This window comes from Streptomyces sp. NBC_00885 (assembly GCF_045207475.1).
GTDB lineage: Bacteria > Actinomycetota > Actinomycetes > Streptomycetales > Streptomycetaceae > Streptomyces.
In genome coordinates this window covers 2,417,893-2,435,419 of record NZ_CP108796.1, presented here as the reverse complement: position 1 = coordinate 2,435,419, position 17,527 = coordinate 2,417,893, and the positions used below count along the sequence as shown (strand labels likewise).

At 69.4% G+C, this 17,527-nt stretch carries 15 protein-coding genes; 8 read left to right on the top strand and 7 right to left on the bottom strand.

What is annotated here, in order from left to right:
• The first annotated feature begins 6 nt into the window (after positions 1-6).
• A complete protein-coding gene (locus OHA61_RS10660; protein WP_406302886.1) occupies positions 7-1,347 on the top strand; it encodes a hypothetical protein in 1,341 nt (446 codons plus the stop codon).
• Entirely contained in the window at positions 1,347-1,616 is a 270-nt protein-coding gene (locus tag OHA61_RS10655) for a DUF1876 domain-containing protein (RefSeq protein ID WP_361917037.1), read from the top strand. Before OHA61_RS10660 ends, OHA61_RS10655 begins: the two co-directional genes overlap by 1 nt.
• A 1-nt stretch (position 1,617) precedes the next feature.
• Here OHA61_RS10655 and OHA61_RS10650 read toward each other — a convergent pair whose 3' ends face one another.
• Together OHA61_RS10650 and OHA61_RS10645 are read right to left on the bottom strand one after the other, a co-directional pair.
• The gene (locus tag OHA61_RS10650) at positions 1,618-1,839 is read right to left on the bottom strand and encodes a DUF397 domain-containing protein (protein ID WP_406302885.1); all 222 of its coding nucleotides are present in this window, start codon (positions 1,837-1,839) and stop codon (positions 1,618-1,620) included.
• Positions 1,836-2,660, bottom strand: coding sequence for a Scr1 family TA system antitoxin-like transcriptional regulator (locus OHA61_RS10645; RefSeq protein WP_406302884.1), 825 nt, complete (start codon positions 2,658-2,660; stop codon positions 1,836-1,838). The genes OHA61_RS10650 and OHA61_RS10645 overlap by 4 nt, the downstream gene beginning before the upstream one ends.
• 176 nt (positions 2,661-2,836) lie before the next feature.
• Between OHA61_RS10645 and OHA61_RS10640 the strand changes: the two genes are divergently transcribed.
• The gene (locus OHA61_RS10640) at positions 2,837-4,027 is read left to right on the top strand and encodes a S8 family peptidase (protein WP_406302883.1); all 1,191 of its coding nucleotides are present in this window, start codon (positions 2,837-2,839) and stop codon (positions 4,025-4,027) included.
• 91 nt (positions 4,028-4,118) lie between these two features.
• Here the strand turns inward: OHA61_RS10640 and OHA61_RS10635 are convergent, their stop codons facing one another.
• Positions 4,119-4,733, bottom strand: coding sequence for a YceI family protein (locus OHA61_RS10635; RefSeq protein WP_324979038.1), 615 nt, complete (start codon positions 4,731-4,733; stop codon positions 4,119-4,121).
• 241 nt (positions 4,734-4,974) lie between these two features.
• Between OHA61_RS10635 and OHA61_RS10630 the strand changes: the two genes are divergently transcribed.
• Entirely contained in the window at positions 4,975-5,487 is a 513-nt protein-coding gene (locus tag OHA61_RS10630; RefSeq protein WP_406302882.1) for a hypothetical protein, read from the top strand.
• 328 nt (positions 5,488-5,815) lie between these two features.
• Here OHA61_RS10630 and OHA61_RS10625 read toward each other — a convergent pair whose 3' ends face one another.
• A complete protein-coding gene (locus OHA61_RS10625) occupies positions 5,816-7,027 on the bottom strand; it encodes a glycoside hydrolase family 64 protein (protein WP_406307314.1) in 1,212 nt (403 codons plus the stop codon).
• Between the two features lie 233 nt (positions 7,028-7,260).
• Here OHA61_RS10625 and OHA61_RS10620 point away from each other — a divergent pair, with 233 nt between their 5' ends.
• The 4 genes from OHA61_RS10620 to OHA61_RS10605 all read left to right on the top strand — a co-directional run bounded on the left by OHA61_RS10620 (position 7,261) and on the right by OHA61_RS10605 (position 15,473).
• The gene (locus tag OHA61_RS10620) at positions 7,261-11,103 is read left to right on the top strand and encodes an endo-alpha-N-acetylgalactosaminidase family protein (protein ID WP_406302881.1); all 3,843 of its coding nucleotides are present in this window, start codon (positions 7,261-7,263) and stop codon (positions 11,101-11,103) included.
• A gap of 102 nt (positions 11,104-11,205) precedes the next feature.
• Entirely contained in the window at positions 11,206-13,488 is a 2,283-nt protein-coding gene (locus OHA61_RS10615) for a polysaccharide lyase 8 family protein (protein WP_406307313.1), read from the top strand.
• Between the two features lie 154 nt (positions 13,489-13,642).
• Positions 13,643-15,226 carry an acyl-CoA carboxylase subunit beta gene (locus tag OHA61_RS10610; protein ID WP_406302880.1) on the top strand — a complete coding sequence of 528 codons (1,584 nt, stop codon included), beginning with the start codon at positions 13,643-13,645 and terminating at the stop codon, positions 15,224-15,226.
• Positions 15,227-15,254: 28 nt separating this feature from the next.
• Complete coding sequence (locus OHA61_RS10605; protein WP_406302879.1) at positions 15,255-15,473, top strand: acyl-CoA carboxylase subunit epsilon; 219 nt, start codon at positions 15,255-15,257, stop codon at positions 15,471-15,473.
• A gap of 407 nt (positions 15,474-15,880) precedes the next feature.
• Here OHA61_RS10605 and OHA61_RS10600 read toward each other — a convergent pair whose 3' ends face one another.
• From OHA61_RS10600 to OHA61_RS10590, 3 genes are all read right to left on the bottom strand, one after another.
• Positions 15,881-16,462 carry an ATP/GTP-binding protein gene (locus OHA61_RS10600; protein WP_050791473.1) on the bottom strand — a complete coding sequence of 194 codons (582 nt, stop codon included), beginning with the start codon at positions 16,460-16,462 and terminating at the stop codon, positions 15,881-15,883.
• Entirely contained in the window at positions 16,443-17,006 is a 564-nt protein-coding gene (locus OHA61_RS10595) for a DUF742 domain-containing protein (RefSeq protein ID WP_389372000.1), read from the bottom strand. The genes OHA61_RS10600 and OHA61_RS10595 overlap by 20 nt, the downstream gene beginning before the upstream one ends.
• Before the next feature lie 98 nt (positions 17,007-17,104).
• Positions 17,105-17,518, bottom strand: a complete 414-nt coding sequence (locus tag OHA61_RS10590) for a roadblock/LC7 domain-containing protein (protein WP_005311461.1) — start codon at positions 17,516-17,518, stop codon at positions 17,105-17,107.
• Between the last annotated feature and the right edge of the window lie 9 nt (positions 17,519-17,527).

Genomic DNA, 17,527 nt, shown 5'->3' with positions numbered 1-17,527 from the left:
CGAAGTATGAAGACCCGGCTGCTCACCGCACTGTCCGGTCTGCTGCTCGCCTTCTCCGCCACCGCCCTCCTCGCGGCGCCGGAAGCGCAAGCCGCCACCGGCCCCGAGACCGTGGCCGAAGCGCTGAAGAAGAGCCCGGTCTACGTCGATCCCCGCGCCTCCGGCCAGCTCTCGAAGGCCGACGCCGACGCGCTGACCAAGAAGATCAAGGACGCCGACAAGCCCCTCTTTGTGGCCGTCCTTCCCCCCAACGCCGCGGAGTTCCCGCCGGACTCGGTCCTGCGCAACCTCCGCACCGAGACCGGCATCACCGGCCTGTACGCCGTCCGCCTCGGCAACGGCTTCAACGCGGGCGCCGACCGCAACGTCATGTCCAACCAGGCTGTGCAGAACCTGGTCACCGCGGTCAAGACGCCCCCCGGCGCCGACGCCGCGACCCAGCTGAACAACTTCGTCGACCAGGCGCTGCCCCAGCTGCGCGGCAGCGCCCCGTCCTCCTGGGGCGTCGGCTCCGACGACGGCTCGAACTACGGGACCCTGATCGTCCTCGGCGCGGTCGTGGCCGCCGGCGGCGCGGGCGCGTACACGATCGTCCGCCGCAACCGGCAGCGGAAGGCCGCAGAGGAGCGGGCCGCGCTCGACAAGCTGCGCGTGGTCGTCGACGAGGACATCACCGCCTTCGGCGAGGAGCTCGACCGGCTCGACTTCCACCCTTCGGAGAAGGGCGCGGACGACGCCATGCGCGCCGACTACGAGCGCGCACTCGACTCGTACGACAGGGCGAAGTCCCTGATGGGCGCGGCCGAACACCCCAGCGACGTGCGCCCGGTCACTGGGGCCCTCGATGACGGCCGGTTCTCACTCGCGGTCCTGGAGGCCCGCCGTACGGGCGAGGCCGTTCCGGAGCGCCGCGCCCCCTGCTTCTTCGACCCGCGCCACGGCCCCTCGACGACGGACGTGACGTGGATTCCTTCGGGTGGCGGCATGCCCCGCGAGGTCCCGGTCTGCGCCGCCGACGCGGCCCGTCTGGAGGACGGCGAGGACCCGATGGCCCGCACGGTCGAAACGGCGTCCGGCCGCCGCCCGTACTGGGAGGCGGGCCCCGCCTACGGCCCGTGGGCGGGCGGCTACTTCGGCGGCGGCCTCCTGCCCGGCCTGCTCGTCGGCACGCTGCTGGGCAGCGCGCTCTCCACCCCGGCGTACGCGGCGGAGTACGGCGGCGGCGACTTCGGCGGCGGTGACTACTCCGGGGCCGACTTCAGCTCCTCCGACTTCGGCGGAGGCGACTGGGGCGGCGGCGGAGACTTCGGAGGCGGGGGCGGATTCGACGGAGGAGGCGGCTTCTGATGCAGACCAAGAAGTGGAATGTCGAGATCGTCATCACGGAGAACGACCACCTGACCAAGGCCGAGGCCAGGCTGCGTGGTCAGAACTCGGAACTGATCCTCGGAGAAGGCACGGCGCACCGTAATCGTGCGGACCAGAACGTCCCGCACATCGGAGACGAACTGGCCGTGGCCCGTGCCCTCAGCGAGGTGACTCATCGGCTGCTGCACGAAGCGGCAGCGGAGATAGAGACCCACACCGGCGAGCGGGTGGATCACCTCCGGGCCTGACTCAGCGCTCGGCGACGAAGGCGGACCAGGCGTCCGGGGTGACGGTGAGGACGGGCCCGGTCGGGTTCTTGGAGTCACGGATGTGGACGGCGAGTGGGTGCGCGGAGACCTCGACGCACGCGCCGCCTTCGTCCCCGCTGTAGCTGGACTTCCGCCAGTCGTACGCGACTTCGACGCAGTCTCCGCCTTCGTCGCCGCTGTAGCTGGACTTGAACCAGTTCATGACTCTCCTAGCAGATCGTCCAGCAGACCCATGCTCTCCTCGGGGGTAAGGGCCTGTGAACGCAGCATCCCATATTTCTGCTGGAGGACACTGACCTCGTCCGGATCATCGACGAGGAAGCTGACGCGTTGGCCTTCCATATAGGCCAGTTGATCGTGGTCGGGCGTCTCCAGCAGCACCATGGGGCCATTGAGCCCGGCATGCTTCTCGCGACTCGTCGGGATGATCTGCAGCGCCAGATAGGGGAGTTCGCCGCAGCGCCGCAGGTGACGGTGCTGCTCACGCAGGACATGGCGGCCTCCGATGGGCCGGTGCAGGATGACCTCTTCCAGCAGGAAGTTCATCATCGGGGGCCAGGGCTCGCGCTCGAAGAGCCGCTGCCGGTCGAGTCGTGCCGAAAGCCGTTCCTCGGCCTCCCCGGGGGTAATGGGCGGATAGAGGCAGCCGAACACCGCGCGTGCGTATTCCTCGGTCTGGAGCAAACCTGGCACGACGTGGTTCTCGTACCAGAGCAAGGTAAGCGCCTCCTGCTCGTGGTCCACGAAATCCTGCGCGAACGCCGGAAACCGCTCCCGTTCCGGCACCTTCCGTACCGCCGTCTGCAACGCCATCTTCGTTTCGAGCAGCTCGTCGAGGATCTCCGCGAGGTCCAGCTTCAGCGGCCTGCGTCCCTGCTCGATGGACGCGATCGTTTCCTCGCCCGCGCCCAGCTGCCGCGCGAGCTCCGCCTGGGTCAGGCGTGCCGCGTTCCGGAAGACGGCGAGCTGTGCGCCGATGACGTGCCATGAGGTGACCCGCTTGGGCCGTTTAGCCGAGTGCATGGCGGCCCCCTTCCCCTCACGGGGCGCGCTTGACCCGTCACGGGCCGTACAAACTGGCCGTACGGCTCGGCGCACCGGTCCACATGGGGGGCGTAAATCGAACCACTACCGAAAGTGCTCGAACAGCGACCGTACGTGATTGACCGTGATCGTTTTTGCGTGCTTGCCTCGTGCGCATGCCAAACCGAACGAGGCTCAAAGCCTTTGCCGCCGCGGCCCTTGCCGCCGTCCTGATGTCCGCCGGACCGCTCTCCGCGTCCGCCGAGCCGTCCGTCCCCAGCCCGGCCCCGCTGTACCACTCCGCGAAGGCCCTGAAGGGCCGCTACATCGTGTCGCTCAGCGCGAGCGCCGACCCGGACGAGCTGGTGCGCAAGCTCGGCCTGACGTCGCAGTACTCCTACAAGTCCGCACTGCGCGGCTTCGCCACCACGCTCACCGCGCTTCAGCTGAAGACGGTGCGTACGATGCCCGGTGTTTCTGCCGTCGAGGAGGATGCCCAGGTCTCCGTACTGCCCACGGAGGAGGTCCGTGCGCCGCGCGTAGCGTCCGCGTCCTGGGGTCTCGACCGGATCGATCAGCGCCGTCTGCCGCTCAGTACCCGGTACAGCGTGCATGGCACCGGCACCGGTGTCACCGCGTACATCCTCGACACCGGAATCGACTTCGGCCACAGCGAGTTCGGCGGGCGCGCCACATACGGCTATGACGTCGTCGGGGACGGCCAACGCGGCCGGGACTGCCAGGGGCACGGCACGCATGTCGCGGGCACGGTCGGGGGCGCGACGTACGGTGTCGCGCGCGGTGCGTCGCTGGTGAGTGTCCGCGTACTGGACTGTGAGGGCACGGGCACCTGGTCGGGGGTCCTCGCCGGGCTCGACTGGGTGGCCGAGCACGCCGTGCAGCCCGCCGTGCTCAACGCCTCCCTCGGGGGTGACAAGTCCGTCACGGTGAACGAGGCGGCGACCGCGCTCTCGGACAGCGGAGTCCTGCCAGTCGTCGCGGCGGGCAACGAAGCGACGGACGCCTGCAGTGTCTCGCCGGCGTCCGCGGACGGCGTGGTCACGGTCGCCGCGTCCGGCAGTCACGACGAGGAGACCGACTTCTCGAACTACGGCGAATGCGTCTCGCTCTACGCCCCCGGCGCCGCCATCGTCTCCGCGAAGCTCGGCGGCGGCAGCGTCGCCCTGAGCGGCACGTCCATGGCTTCGCCGCATGTCGCGGGGGCTGCCGCGCTGTACAAGGCGATCAACCCGACCGCGGCGCCGGACCAGGTCGCGGCCTGGCTCGACGTCTGGTCCACCAGGAACGTCCTGACCGGTGTCAGCCCCGGGTCGCCCAACAAGCTCCTCTACACCGACGGCCTCTGAGCCGCGGGATCAGGCAGCCGCACGACCGAGCGCCCGCCCCGGCCGCGGGGGACGGCAGGGCGGGCGCGCTCAGGGGGGCGGGCGCCGAGGATCAGGCGGCGGCCTTGATGGCGGAGATGTCGAAGGTCAGCTTGACCTTGTCGCTGACCATGACGCCGCCGGTCTCGAGCGCCGCGTTCCAGGTCAGACCCCAGTCGGAGCGCAGGATCTCGGCCTTGCCCTCGAAGCCGACGCGCTCGTTGCCGTAGGGGTCGGTGGCGGAGCCGTTGAACTCCAGATCGATGGCGAGCGGGCGCGTGACGTCCTTGATCGTCAGGTCACCGGTGATGCGGTACGTGTCGCCGCCCAGCTGCTCGGCGTGGGTGGAGCGGAAGGTCATCAGCGGGTACTGCTCGGCCTCGAAGAAGTCACCGCTGCGCAGGTGGCCGTCGCGGTCCGCGATCCCGGTGTCGATGCTGGCGATCTTGACGTCGATCTCGGCGGTCGAGTGGTGGGGGTCGGTGCCGTTCAGGTGCAGGCTGCCGGAGAAGTCCCCGAACGAGCCGCGGACGTTGGTGACCATGGCGTGGCGGACGGTGAAGCCGATGCTGCTGTGGGCCGGGTCGATGCTGTAGTCGCCGGTGAGGGCGACCAGCGCCGGGTCCACCTCGCGGGTGGCGGTGGCGGTTGCTACAGCGGTGTCGGCCTTGCGGTTGAAGAGACCCATGACGCACTCCTTGGGGGACGTGGTGGCGTGTTGTTTAAGCTTCAACGATATCGACTGTAGATGCATTCCCTTCAAAGTTCAACATCTTTGCGAGAGGTTCACCCGGAGGTCGCGACCGCGCTCTGGCGAACGCGCGTAGAAGTCGGGACCATCTCCCTGCTCCACCCGCACGGCGCTCCACCTGCACGGCCGTCCCCCAGGAATCCACGGTCCTCAAGGGTCATCAGCAGGAGGGAACCCCATGAAAATCCGCTCCGTAACAACCGCCCTCGCGCTCGTCACCGGCGCGCTCTTCGCGCCCGGCTTCGGCGTCATCACCGGCGCGACCGACGCTCACGCGGTCACCAAGATCAGCCATGCCACGGCGACGTCGATGTTCCGCTCGTCCGGGATCACGTGGTCCTCGTCCGGCGGCTGCTCCGACCGCAACAACCCGACGTGTACGTCCTTCGAGCAGCTGAACCTCGCGACCGCGAAGGGGGCGCAGACGCTCAGGAGCGCGAGCGGGTGCGCGCTCAACATCACCGGGGGAACGGAGGCCGGGCACGCGAGCGGGACGTACTCGCACTGGAACGGCTACAAGCTGGACTACAGCAAGTACACATGCGTCGGGAACTACATCAGGAACACCTTCACGTACATCGGGGCGCGGCCGGGTGACGGGGCTCCGCAGTGGAGGTCGGGGTCGGGGAACGTCTACGCGGACGAGGGCAGCCACTGGGATGTCCTCTACTACAACTGCGGCGGCTGCTGACGGGGGGCCTGCGGCGCTGTTCCCCTACCCGCCCCTTCCCGAACCGGGGCTCCGCCCCAGCCCCCTTGCGGGGCGCTGCCCCGGACCCCCGCGCCTCAAGCGCCGGGGGGCTGAATTTCACGCCCGGAACCGCGCCTCAATGGCCGGCGGGGCTGGATTGTGCGGCAGGGCCGCATATCCAGCCCGTCCGGCGTTTGAGAACATGCGGCCGAAGGTCGCATACGGGGGCTGGGGCGAAGCCCCGTCGGGGGCTGAGGCGGAGCCCCAGTTCGGGAAGGGGCGGGGTGGGGAACAGGCCCGCCGCAGGCGCCCCCCGCCGACCCTGCCGTCAGGCGCCCACCGTCACCGTGAACCGCCTCGGGTTCCCGTCGAACGCCGCCCCCGACACGTCAGGCTGTCCGTCCGGCCGGACGTCGTCGTACGGGAAGGCATAGCCGATAGGCGTGTTCGCGTGGACCACGCGCGACCAGTGATTGGTGGCCGGGTCCAGGTAGTAGTCCGCCGTGGTCGCACCGTTCGGCTGGTCGGGATGCGTCAGCAGCGTCGTCCGGTTGAAGGCGGCCGCGATCCTGGCCAGCAGGGCCTTCTTGTCGTCCGGGTCGCCCGGGTTGTTGGCGAAGGGCCCGTGGTTGCACGTGAAGACGTCCTTCGAGGCCGGCCTGGCGAAGCTGTGCCCGCCGGTGAAGCTGAGGACGTCGCCGTTCACGCGGCCGGTGAGAACGCCGCGCCCGCCCTGGAGGTCGACCTTGAGGTCGGTGGAGCGGTACTTCTCCCAGACTTTGTCGATGTAGTCGTCGAAGACGTCCCGGAAGGGCATCTCGGCCGGCCGGCCGAAGTAGGGCGCCATCACGGTCTGCGGTGAGATGACCCGCAGTACTTCGCCGTCCGCCCCGCGGATGATCAGCTTGTCCCAGGGCTGCCCGTCGCGCGCGGCCTGCGCGGTGAGGTCGTCGGCGATCTTCTTCAGTGCGCCGTCGGGGAGCGGCGCGACGGTGTGGGTCTCGTCGCCTTCGAGCGTGAGGCCGATGGGGAGCGCGGTCACCAGGTCGACGTAGCTGATGTTAGCGAACAGCTGCTGCGGGTTGAAGGTGAACTCGCAGAAGGACCAGGTGCGCCCGTAGTTGGGGTCGGCCTGGGTCGCGAAGGCGGGTTCGACGAGAGAGGGCCCGGGATTGAGGAAGAAGTCGAGCTTGTCGTCGCGTACGAAGTAGACGCGCGCGCCGAACATCTGAGGAAGCGTCAGCACGACCGGACCCGCGCCCGCCCCCTTCAGCGGGATCGCACAGTCGACGGGAAGCGGAGTCTGCGGCGCGGAGGGGGAGTCGGGCCGGTAGACGCTTCCGTCCGCGCGCAGCAGCACCCATTGGTTGGTGTCCTGCGCGTGGCCGGTGACATAGGCGTGGACCGTGCCGGGCAGCGACTTGTTCTCCAGGGCCAGTTCGCAGGTGGGGGGCGCGGCCTTGGCCCGGGGGCTGAGAGCGCTTCCCCAGGCGGGATAGGTGAGTGCGGTCGCTGCAGCGGCTGTTCCTGTCAGGAACATACGTCGGGATATCACGGATGTACTCCTGGAGTTGTGGGGGGAGGCCCACTCTTGCGACGCGTGGGGCAGCCGTCAAGAGTTGTGACTGAGAGCGCTCTCAGATTCTTTGAGGCCTTCACAACCTGACGGTCCGGGCGGCGACTTGGACTAACGCGCGGCGGTTGTTGGACTACCGCTCGCCGGAGCGCGCGACTTCGTTGACGATGGCGAGAACGGAGGGCTACTCAGTCCCCATGCCACGAAGACTCCGTGCGGCGTGCGTCCTCGCAGCCGTCTCATCCGCCGTGTTCGCCCTCGCCGGGCCCGCACTCCCGGCCGCCGCGGGCGAGGACGAAACCCCTGCCGTCATCGGCTCGCCGCAGCTCTCGGTCGCCGTAGCCAAGGACTTCCCCCGGGTCCTGGCGTACACCGACCGGACCGTTGGGGCCACGCTCCTCGGGAGTACGAGCGCGGTCACCGAGGTCACCCTCAACGGCACGGCGTACGCGGTGCAGTTGAAGGGCGCGCCCACCCTCACGGCGTCGCGTGCCGCGTACACCCTGGCCTTCGCCGCGCTGCCCGGCGTCGAGATCGACGCGACGCTGACCGTCTCCGGGCGGGCTCTGACCTTCAAGGTCACCGCGGTCCGCGACAGCGAGGCCTTCCGCGTGGGCACGATCGACATCCCCGGGCACGACCTCGTCTCGGTCGGCAGTACGGAATCCGGCGCCGAGACCGCCTTCACGCGCCTCGACCCCGACTCGACGCGGACCGCCGACGTCTTCGGCAGGGTCACGGACCGGACGGTGCCGGACGCGGCACCCGTCGGAGCCTCGTACGCCCTCGTCAACACCGGCTCCCTCGCCGCCGCCGTCGAGTCCAACTCCAGCTACGACAAGCCCAGCGGCGCCACCGGCGGCGACGACGCCCGCTTCTGGCACCAGGCCCGCAAGGCCGCGGACGGCAGCACGCGCGTCGGCGTCTGGTCGGGGCAGTGGACCTACCGGGGGAGCGGCGCCGCGAAGCCCGAGAGCGGCAGGGACCTGCCCTGGGCGAAGGTCGTCGTCACCCCCGACGCCAACGGCGACAAGAAGGTCGACTGGCAGGACGGAGCCGTCGCCTTCCGCTCGATCGGTATCAGGGCACCGGGCAGCGAGCAGACGCCGGACCGGGTGATCACCCATATCCCGTTCAACTTCGCCAGCCAGGCCACCCACCCCTTCCTGCGCACCCTGGACGACGTCAAGCGGATCTCGCTCGCCACGGACGGGCTCGGCCAGCTGGCGCTGCTCAAGGGATACGGCTCCGAGGGCCACGACTCCGCGCACCCCGACTACGGCGGCAACTACAACAAGCGGGCCGGCGGACTCACCGACCTCAATACGCTGCTCAAGGGCGGCAAGAAGTGGGGCGCGACCTTCGGCGTGCATGTGAACGCCACCGAGTCGTACCCGGAGGCCCACCACTTCAGCGAGAGCCTCGTCGACAAGACCAAGCCCGGCTGGAACTGGCTGAACCAGAGCTACTACATCGACCAGCGCCGGGACATCAACAGCGGTGATCTGGCGCGCAGATTCCAGCAGTTGAGGGACGAGACCGACCGCAATCTCTCCCTCCTCTACATCGATGTCTACTACACGCACGGCTGGATCGCAGACAAGACCATGCGGGCCGTGCAGGCCCAGGGCTGGAACGTCGGCACCGAATGGGCCGACAAGTTCGAACGGGCCTCGCTCTGGTCGCACTGGGCCAATGACCTCGACTACGGCGGGGCCACCAACAAGGGCCTCAACTCCCGGATCATCCGCTTCATCCGCAACGGCGAGAAGGACGTCTGGAACAACCACCCGGTCCTGGGCCAGAGTGCCCTGGAGGACTTCGAGGGCTGGACGGGCGAGAGCGACTGGAACGCCTTCTACGCCAATGTCTGGCAGCGCGACCTGCCCGCCAAATACCTCCAGCAGGAGAAGATCACCCGCTGGAACGACAACGACCTGACCTTCACCGGCGGCGTCCGGGGCACGCTCGAGGAAGGCCGCCGCACCTTCTACGACCACGGGCGCAAGGTCCTGGACGGCGACGCCTATCTGCTGCCGTGGGACGGCGGCAAGAAGCTCTACCACTACAACAAGGCAGGTGGCAGCAGCAGTTGGGCCGTCGACGGCGCGGCGTCGTACACCGTCTACAAGCTCACCGACAACGGACGCGTCAAGACCGGCACCGTGCGCCCGGCCGGCGGCAGGATCAGCCTGACCGCGGCGGCCGGGCAGCCGTACGTCCTCTACCCGGACCGCGCGCCCGCCCCCGCGGACCCGCGGTGGGGCGAGGGCGGGCCGGTCGCCGACCCCGGCTTCAACGACGCGGGCCTGGACGACTGGTCCCAGCGCGGCACGGTCGCCCGGGACACCGACGACCACGGCCGCAACAGCGCCGCGCTCAGCGGGACGTCCGCCGCCTCGCTCTCCCAGCGGCTGACCGGGCTCACACCCGGGGCCCGCTACACCGCGTCCGCCTGGATCGAGGTCCAGCCGGGCAAGGAGCGCCGTACGACCCTGTCCGCCGGCGGGGCGTCCGTCACCGTCGAGCGCTCGACCGCCAAGGACCAGGTCGCCGCGTCCGACCGGCACGACACCTACTTCCAGCGGGCCAAGGTGAACTTCACCGCGCCCGCGGACGGCACGGCCACTCTCAAGGCCGAGGCGGCGAGCGGCAGTTCGGCGCGGGTGCGGATCGACGACATGCGCGTCGTCAAGAACGCACCCACGACCAGGCCGGGCACGGTGGCGTACGAGGACTTCGAGGACGTCGACCAGGGCTGGGGCCCCTTCCTCAAGGGCGACGCGGGCGGCGTCACCGACCCGCGCACCCACATCGCGCAGAAGCACGCTCCGTACACCCAGGCGGGCTGGAACGGGAAGCTGATCGACGACGTGCTGGGCGGGGCCGAGTCCCTGAAGTCCCACGAGGAGAACGCAGGTCTGGTCTACCGCACGGCGCCCTGGACCGTGCCGATGAGCAACGGGCACAGCTACCGGGTCGAGTACGACTACCAGTCGAGCCATGCCGGCGCGTACGAGTGGGTCACCGGGTACGACCGGTTCGGCGCGGACGGGACCCCCGCCTCCGTCGAGACCCGCCGTACGCCGATCGGGCAGCAGCCTGCCAACGGGCACTTCACGGAGACCGTCACGGCGGGCTGCGGCGACACCTGGACCGGTCTGCGCAAGCGGGACGACGCCCCGGACGGTGCCGACTTCGTCCTCGACGGCTTCACCGTCACCGATCTGGGTCCGGCGGACGGGCAGGCGGCCTGCGGGACGCTGAGCGTCGAACCGGCCGCCGAGACCCTGGAGCCCGGCCGGAAGAACGAGGTCAAGGCGGTGTTCACCAGCTACGAGGAGCAGCCGGCGACCGGTGTCTCGATTGCTCTCGCACTGCCCGAGGGGTGGACGGCTGAGCCCGCCGGTCCTGTCTCCTTCGACTCGGTCGCGCCGGGTGCGAAGGTCACCGGCAGCTGGCAGGTCACACCGCCCTCCGACGCCAAGTACCAGACGTACACGCTCGGTTCGCAGCTCACGTACACCGTGGGCGCCTCCGCGCGGAAGCTCGCCGCCTCGGCCTCCGTACGCACCCTTCCGCCACCGCCCGCCGCCGACGCCTGGGCCAGTGACATCGACTGGACGTCCGCGGAGAACGGCTGGGGGCCGGTGGAGCGCGATGTTTCCAACGGCGAGACGGGGACGGGTGACGGCAGCCCGCTGACGATCGGGTCAGTGGCGTACGCCAAGGGGCTCGGCACGCACGCTCCGGCGAGGGTCCGCTACTACCTGGGCGGGCAGTGCACGTCCTTCACGGCCGAGGTGGGGGTGGACGACGTCCAGACCTCGCGGGGCAGCGTCCAGTTCAGCGTGCTGGCGGACGGTGCCGAGAAGGTGAAGTCGCCGGTCCTGAAGGCCGCGGACGCCGCCTGGCAGCTGACCGCGGACGTCACCGGCGCCTCGTATGCCGATCTGGTCGTCGGCGACGGCGGCGACGGGAACGGCAATGACCACGCGGACTGGGGCAGTGCGCGATTCAAGTGCGGAGCCCCGGGGTAACTGAGCCGCGCTTGCCCCTCGTGTTGAATGCGGAAACCGAGGGGCAAGCGCTTCCCACCCATTCAGGAGGCTGCCGTGTGGTCACGCCGTACCGTTCTCGGGATGATGGCGGCGAGCGCTTTCGTCCTCGCCTCCCCGGGACCCGCCATGGCCGACGACGAGTACGAGACCCTGCGGCAGCGCTGGCTGGAGATCAGCCTCGGCACCGGCTACGACCCGACAGCCGAGCCCTACGCGTCCCGCCTCGCCGAGACCGGGCGGCTCGCCGCCGGATTCCGTACCTCCATGGCCCCCACCGACACCTCCCTGTGGCCGGGCTACCTCTTCAACCCGCCCGCCGGGATCACCCAGAGCTACAGCCGCCTGTGGACCATGACCCAGGCGTACGCACAGCAGGGCACCGGCCTCACCGGTGACGACGGGCTCCTCGCCGACATCGTCCGCGGCCTCGACCATCTCGCAGCGAAGATCTACAACCCCTCCACCACCCGCTACGGCAACTGGTGGGAATGGCAGATAGGCAGCCCCCGCCTCCTCATGGACACCGTCGCCGTCCTGCACGACCGGCTCACCACCGCACAGCGCGAGGCCGCCTTCGCCGCCGTCGACCACTTCATCCCCGACGCGGCGCTCGGCGACTACAGCGGCACCTCCACCGGCGCCAACCGTGTCGACCTGTGCCGCTCCGTCGTGCTGCGCGGCGTCCTCGGCCGGAACCCGGACAGGATCGCCCTCGCCCGGGACGCCCTGTCGCCCGTCTTCCCCTACGTCACCAAGGGCGACGGCCTCTACGCCGACGGCTCGTTCGTCCAGCACACCTGGGTCGCCTACTCCGGCACGTACGGACAGGTCATGCTCGACGGCCTGGGCCGCCTCTTCGCCCTCCTCGCGGGCTCGGCCTGGGCCGTCACCGACCCGAACCGGCAGATCATTCTGGACAGCGTCGAGCACGCGTACGCGCCGCTGATCCACGACGGGCTGATGATGGACAGCGTCAACGGCCGTGCCATCAGCCGGGGTTACCTCAAGAGCGACGACCGCAGGATCATGCGCAGCGATCACTTCCACGGGCAGGGGCTCATCGCCGCGATCGCGCTGCTCGCGGGCGGGGCATCGGCCGCCGAGCGGGACAGGTGGCACGCCCGGATCAAGGGCTGGATAGAGCGGGACACCATCACCCCGATCCTCACCGCCGGGCAGTTCGGCGTCGCCGACCTCTCCCGGCTGCACGCGGTCGCCGCCGCGCCCGTGGCAGCGGCGCCCGAGCCGGTCGGCCATCAGCTCTTCGCTTCCATGGACCGGGCCGTGCACCGCCGGCCCGGCTGGGCCGCGAACATCGCCATGGCCTCGGAGCGGATCGCGTACTACGAGTGCGGCAACGGCGAGAATCCCCGCGGCTGGCACACCGGAGCCGGAATGACCTACTGGTGGACCCCCGGCAACGGCGGCCAGTACACCGACTGGTTCTGGCCCACCGTCGACTTCTACCGGCTGCCCGGAACGACCGTGTCGACCAAGCGACTTGCCGGCCGGGCGGGCGGTGAATGGGGCGAACCCAAGCCCGCCGCGAGGTGGGTCGGCGGGGCGAGCGACGGCGAGTTCGCGGCCGTCGGCCAGCATCTGCTCGGCCTCGGCTCCACCCTCCAGGCCCGCAAGTCGTGGTTCTGCGTCGCGGACGCGGTCATCTGCCTGGGCGCAGGCATCACCTGCACCGACGGGTTACCCGTCGAGACGATCGTCGACAACCGCAACCTCGGCGCCGACGGCAGCCACGAACTCACCCTCGGCCCTGGCTGGGCTCACCTCGAAGGCCACGGCGGCTGGGTCTTCCCGTGCGGTACGGGGCGACTGCGCACCCTGCGCGAGGAGCGCACCGGAGCCTGGAGCGACATCAACACCACCAGCTCGACCGAGCGCGTCACCCGCCGCTACCAGACCCTCTGGCTCGACCATGGGACCGACCCGGTGGACGCCTCGTACGCGTATCTGCTGATGCCCGGGGCGGGACGCCGCGCGCTCGCCGCCCGCGCCGGGGACGAGCGATGGCTGCGGATCCTCGCCAACAGCGGGGCCTGCCAGGCCGTCGCCGTCCGCTCGCTGGGACTGACCGCGGCGAACTTCTGGCAGCCCGGTACGGTGGGCCCCCTGACCGTGACGGCACCGTCGAGTGCCCTCGTTCGGAGTAATCGGCACACTGCGAGCCTTCATTTCAGCGAGCCGCCGCGCACGGGAGCGCCGCTGGAGATCATCTGGCACCACCCGGTGCGTAAGGTGACCAGCAAGGACGCGTCGATCGAAGTCCTCTCCACGGGAGACTCGCTGCGGCTGCGGATCACCGGTGGCACCGCCGGAGCCACCCAACACTGTGAAGTGGCTCTCAGGTGAACGCCTTGTTGAACCTCCACAAAGCTTGGTGGCACTCGGCTGGTACTAGGGCTGCAGTGGGCAAGCGTTCTGTTCGGTGGTGACAGGAGAACGCTCCGGAGACTGTGTGGAGTCGACGGGACTGTTTTCTTGGTCGGATCCGTAGGGTCGATGCATGACCGTTTTGGACGAGACCACCAGCGAGCCGACTGACGCGCGCGGACGTGTGGCCGAGCTGCATGCCCTTCGTGAGGAGGCCCGTCGTGGGCCGAGTGAGAGGGCGACCGAGGCGCAGCATGCGAAGGGCAAGCTGACGGCGCGGGAGCGGATCGGGCTGTTGCTGGATGAGGGGTCGTTCCATGAGGTCGAGCAGTTGCGTCGGCATCGGGCGACGGGGTTCGGTCTGGAGGCGAAGAAGCCGTACACGGATGGTGTGATCACCGGGTGGGGCACGGTCGAGGGCCGCACGGTGTTTGTGTACGCGCATGATTTCCGGATCTTCGGCGGGGCGTTGGGGGAGGCGCACGCGACGAAGATCCACAAGATTATGGACATGGCGATTTCGGCGGGTGCGCCGCTGGTGTCGCTGAACGACGGTGCGGGGGCGCGGATCCAGGAGGGTGTCTCGGCGCTGGCCGGGTATGGCGGGATCTTTCAGCGCAATACCCGTGCGTCGGGGGTGATCCCGCAGATTTCGGTGATGCTGGGCCCGTGTGCGGGCGGTGCGGCCTACAGCCCGGCGTTGACGGATTTTGTGTTCATGGTGCGGGAGACCTCGCAGATGTTCATCACCGGGCCGGATGTGGTCAAGGCGGTGACGGGTGAGGAGATCTCGCAGAACGGGCTGGGCGGTGCGGATGTGCACGCCGAGACGTCGGGGGTGGCGCACTTCGCCTACGACGACGAGGAGACGTGCATCGCCGAGGTGCGGTATCTGCTGGCGATGCTGCCGTCGAACAACCGGGAGAATCCGCCGGTGGTGGCCTCGGACGATCCGGCCGAGCGGCGTGGTGAGGCGCTGCTGGATCTGGTCCCGGCGGACGGCAACCGGCCCTATGACATGCACAAGGTGATCGAGGAGCTCGTCGACGACGGCGACTATCTGGAGATCCACGAGCGGTGGGCCCGCAACATCATCTGTGCGCTGGCCCGGCTGGACGGGCAGGTGGTGGGGATTGTGGCCAACCAGCCGCAGTCGCTGGCCGGGGTGCTGGACATCGAGGCGTCGGAGAAGGCGGCCCGGTTTGTGCAGATGTGCGATGCGTTCAACATCCCGATCGTGACGCTGCTGGACGTGCCGGGGTTCCTGCCGGGCGTGGACCAGGAGCACGGCGGGATCATCCGGCACGGCGCGAAGCTGCTGTATGCGTACTGCAATGCCACCGTGCCCCGTATTTCGCTGATCCTGCGAAAGGCGTACGGGGGTGCGTACATCGTGATGGACAGCCAGTCCATCGGTGCGGACCTGACCTACGCGTGGCCGACCAATGAGATCGCGGTGATGGGCGCCGAGGGTGCCGCCAATGTCATCTTCCGCCGGCAGATCGCCGATGCCGAGGACCCCGAGGCGATGCGGGTGCGCATGGTCAAGGAGTACAAGGCCGAGCTGATGCACCCGTACTACGCCGCCGAGCGCGGTCTGGTCGACGACGTCATCGACCCGGCCGAGACCCGCGGGGTGCTGATCGCATCCCTGGCCATGCTCCGCACCAAGCACGCCGACCTGCCCTCCCGCAAACACGGCAACCCCCCGCAGTGACCCTGCGAAGACTGGAGCCTGATCGCCCATGAGTACTCCCGCCGAAAGCCCGTTGTCCTCCTCTCTGCTGCGCGTCGAGAAGGGTCAGGCCGACCCCGAGGAGCTGGCCGCGATCACCGCGGTGCTGCTCGCGCGTGCGGCCGCGCAGCCCGAGGCACCGGCCGCGCACCGTGGTCGCTCCACGGCCGGCTGGCGCCGCCTGGAGCGCCAGCGGGGCTTCCAGCCCTCCCACAGCTGGCAGGGCTGACGCCCGGCCCTCCTACGGCCTTCTGCGGCCCCGCCCACCGGTGTTGGTGGACGGGGCCGTTGTTTGTTCCCCACCCCGCCCTCCCCCAGACTCCGTCCGGGGGGACCCCCAACCTCCCGGCGCCGGCTTCGCGGCGCGAACCCGGGGGCTCCGCCCCCAAGCACCCACACGCCCTTCGGGCGTGTCCTCAAACGCCGGACGGGCTGAAGTGTGCGGCCGAGCCGCATATTCAGCTCGCCACCGTTTGAGGCGCGGGGGTCCGGGGGCAGCGCCCCCGGTTCGGGAAGGGGCGGGGTGGGGAACAAGCCCGCCGCAGGCGCGCACCCCGTACAGCAGAAAGCCCCGCCCTCCCGAAGGAGCGGCGGGGGCTTCCCCACAGAGACAGGCGCGCGACCGCCCTAACCGGCTTACCGCAGGCGCGCCATCAGCGCGTGCTCAACCAGGGTGATGAGCGCGCTCTTCGCGTCCGCGCGGTGCCGCGCGTCCGTCGTGATGATCGGGGTGTCGGGGCCGATCTGCAGCGCCTCGCGTACTTCCTCGGGGTTGTAGGGCTGGTGTCCGTCGAAGCCGTTGAGGGCGATGACGAAGGGCAGTCCGCTGTTCTCGAAGTAGTCGACTGCCGGGAAGCAGTCGGCGAGGCGGCGCGTGTCGACGAGGACGACGGCGCCGATGGCGCCGCGGACCAGGTCGTCCCACATGAACCAGAAGCGGTCCTGTCCGGGTGTGCCGAACAGGTAGAGGATCAGGTCCTGGTCCAGGGTGATGCGGCCGAAGTCCATGGCCACCGTGGTGGTGGTCTTGTCCCCGGTGTGCGTGAGGTCGTCGATGCCCGCGGACGCAGACGTCATCACGGCTTCGGTACGCAGCGGGTTGATCTCCGAGACGGCGCCGACGAACGTGGTCTTGCCCACGCCGAAGCCGCCCGCCACCACGATCTTCGCGCTGGTGGTTGAGCGGGCTGCACCGCCGCTAGAGCTTGCGAAGTCCACTGAGCACCCTTTCGAGCAGTGTCACGGCTGGCTGGCCGCCGGCGGACTCGTCGCCGCCGGGCTGGTGAATGGCGACAAGTCCGGCCTCCGCCAGGTCGGCGACGAGGATCCGGGCAACGCCCAGGGGGATGGTGAGAAGTGCCGAGATCTCCGCGACCGACTTGATCTCGATGCACAGCCGGCAGATCCGCTGGTGCTCGGGCAACTGCCCTTGCAGCCGGGACGGATCGGCCGTGGTGCTGACCAGTGCCTCGATGGCGAGCTGGTAGCGCGGCCGCGTACGGCCGCCGGTCATGGCGTACGGACGCACCAACGGGTTGTGCGCCGCGGGTGCGGCCTCCGGCGCCCGCCGGGGCTGCACCGGCTGGATACGCGGCTGCTGCGGCTGGTTGTACGACGGGTCGTACTGCGGCTGCGGCTGCTGGTAGGGCTGCTGGGCGCCCTGTCTGCTCGGCGTGGAAGGAAAGTTGAAACGGTTCTGAGAGTGATCACCAGGCGTTTGGTGAGCACCGTCATAGGGGCGTCCGCCCGGGGGTGTTGCCACGTTTCCTCCTCCGACTGCCGCTCGCCGGTTCCATGTCCCTGTGGAGCCCGCGCCACCGCACCCTATGGTGCGGTGGCGTGAAACGCACTGTCTGTCTGTTAGTTGAGAAGACTTCCCTGGAGCTCCGCACGGAGGTCCGGCGTCAGCACGCTGCCCGCTCGGTCCACCAGCAGAGCCATCTCGTAACCCACCAGACCGATGTCGGCCTCGGGGTGTGCGAGTACGGCCAGCGAGGAACCGTCTGAGATGGACATGATGAAGAGGAAGCCTCGTTCCATCTCCACCACCGTCTGGTTGACCGCACCGCCTTCGAAGATCCTGGACGCCCCCGCGGTGAGCGAGGTCAGACCGGAGGCCACTGCCGCCAGCTGATCGGCTCGGTCCCGCGGGAAACCCTCGGACATCGCCAGCAGGAGTCCGTCGGCGGAGACCACCACTGTGTGGGACACCCCGGGGGTGTTGTCCACGAAGTTGGTGATCAACCAGTTCAGATTCTGCGCCGCCTGGCTCATCGGGCTCAC

Coding starts and splice junctions, on each gene's coding strand:
- OHA61_RS10660 (WP_406302886.1), top strand. CDS start 7: ATGAAGACCCGGCTGCTCACCGCACTGTCCGGTCTGCTGCTCGCCTTC.
- OHA61_RS10655 (WP_361917037.1), top strand. CDS start 1,347: ATGCAGACCAAGAAGTGGAATGTCGAGATCGTCATCACGGAGAACGAC.
- OHA61_RS10650 (WP_406302885.1), bottom strand. CDS start 1,839: ATGAACTGGTTCAAGTCCAGCTACAGCGGCGACGAAGGCGGAGACTGC.
- OHA61_RS10645 (WP_406302884.1), bottom strand. CDS start 2,660: ATGCACTCGGCTAAACGGCCCAAGCGGGTCACCTCATGGCACGTCATC.
- OHA61_RS10640 (WP_406302883.1), top strand. CDS start 2,837: ATGCCAAACCGAACGAGGCTCAAAGCCTTTGCCGCCGCGGCCCTTGCC.
- OHA61_RS10635 (WP_324979038.1), bottom strand. CDS start 4,733: ATGGGTCTCTTCAACCGCAAGGCCGACACCGCTGTAGCAACCGCCACC.
- OHA61_RS10630 (WP_406302882.1), top strand. CDS start 4,975: ATGAAAATCCGCTCCGTAACAACCGCCCTCGCGCTCGTCACCGGCGCG.
- OHA61_RS10625 (WP_406307314.1), bottom strand. CDS start 7,027: ATGTTCCTGACAGGAACAGCCGCTGCAGCGACCGCACTCACCTATCCC.
- OHA61_RS10620 (WP_406302881.1), top strand. CDS start 7,261: ATGCCACGAAGACTCCGTGCGGCGTGCGTCCTCGCAGCCGTCTCATCC.
- OHA61_RS10615 (WP_406307313.1), top strand. CDS start 11,206: ATGATGGCGGCGAGCGCTTTCGTCCTCGCCTCCCCGGGACCCGCCATG.
- OHA61_RS10610 (WP_406302880.1), top strand. CDS start 13,643: ATGACCGTTTTGGACGAGACCACCAGCGAGCCGACTGACGCGCGCGGA.
- OHA61_RS10605 (WP_406302879.1), top strand. CDS start 15,255: ATGAGTACTCCCGCCGAAAGCCCGTTGTCCTCCTCTCTGCTGCGCGTC.
- OHA61_RS10590 (WP_005311461.1), bottom strand. CDS start 17,518: ATGAGCCAGGCGGCGCAGAATCTGAACTGGTTGATCACCAACTTCGTG.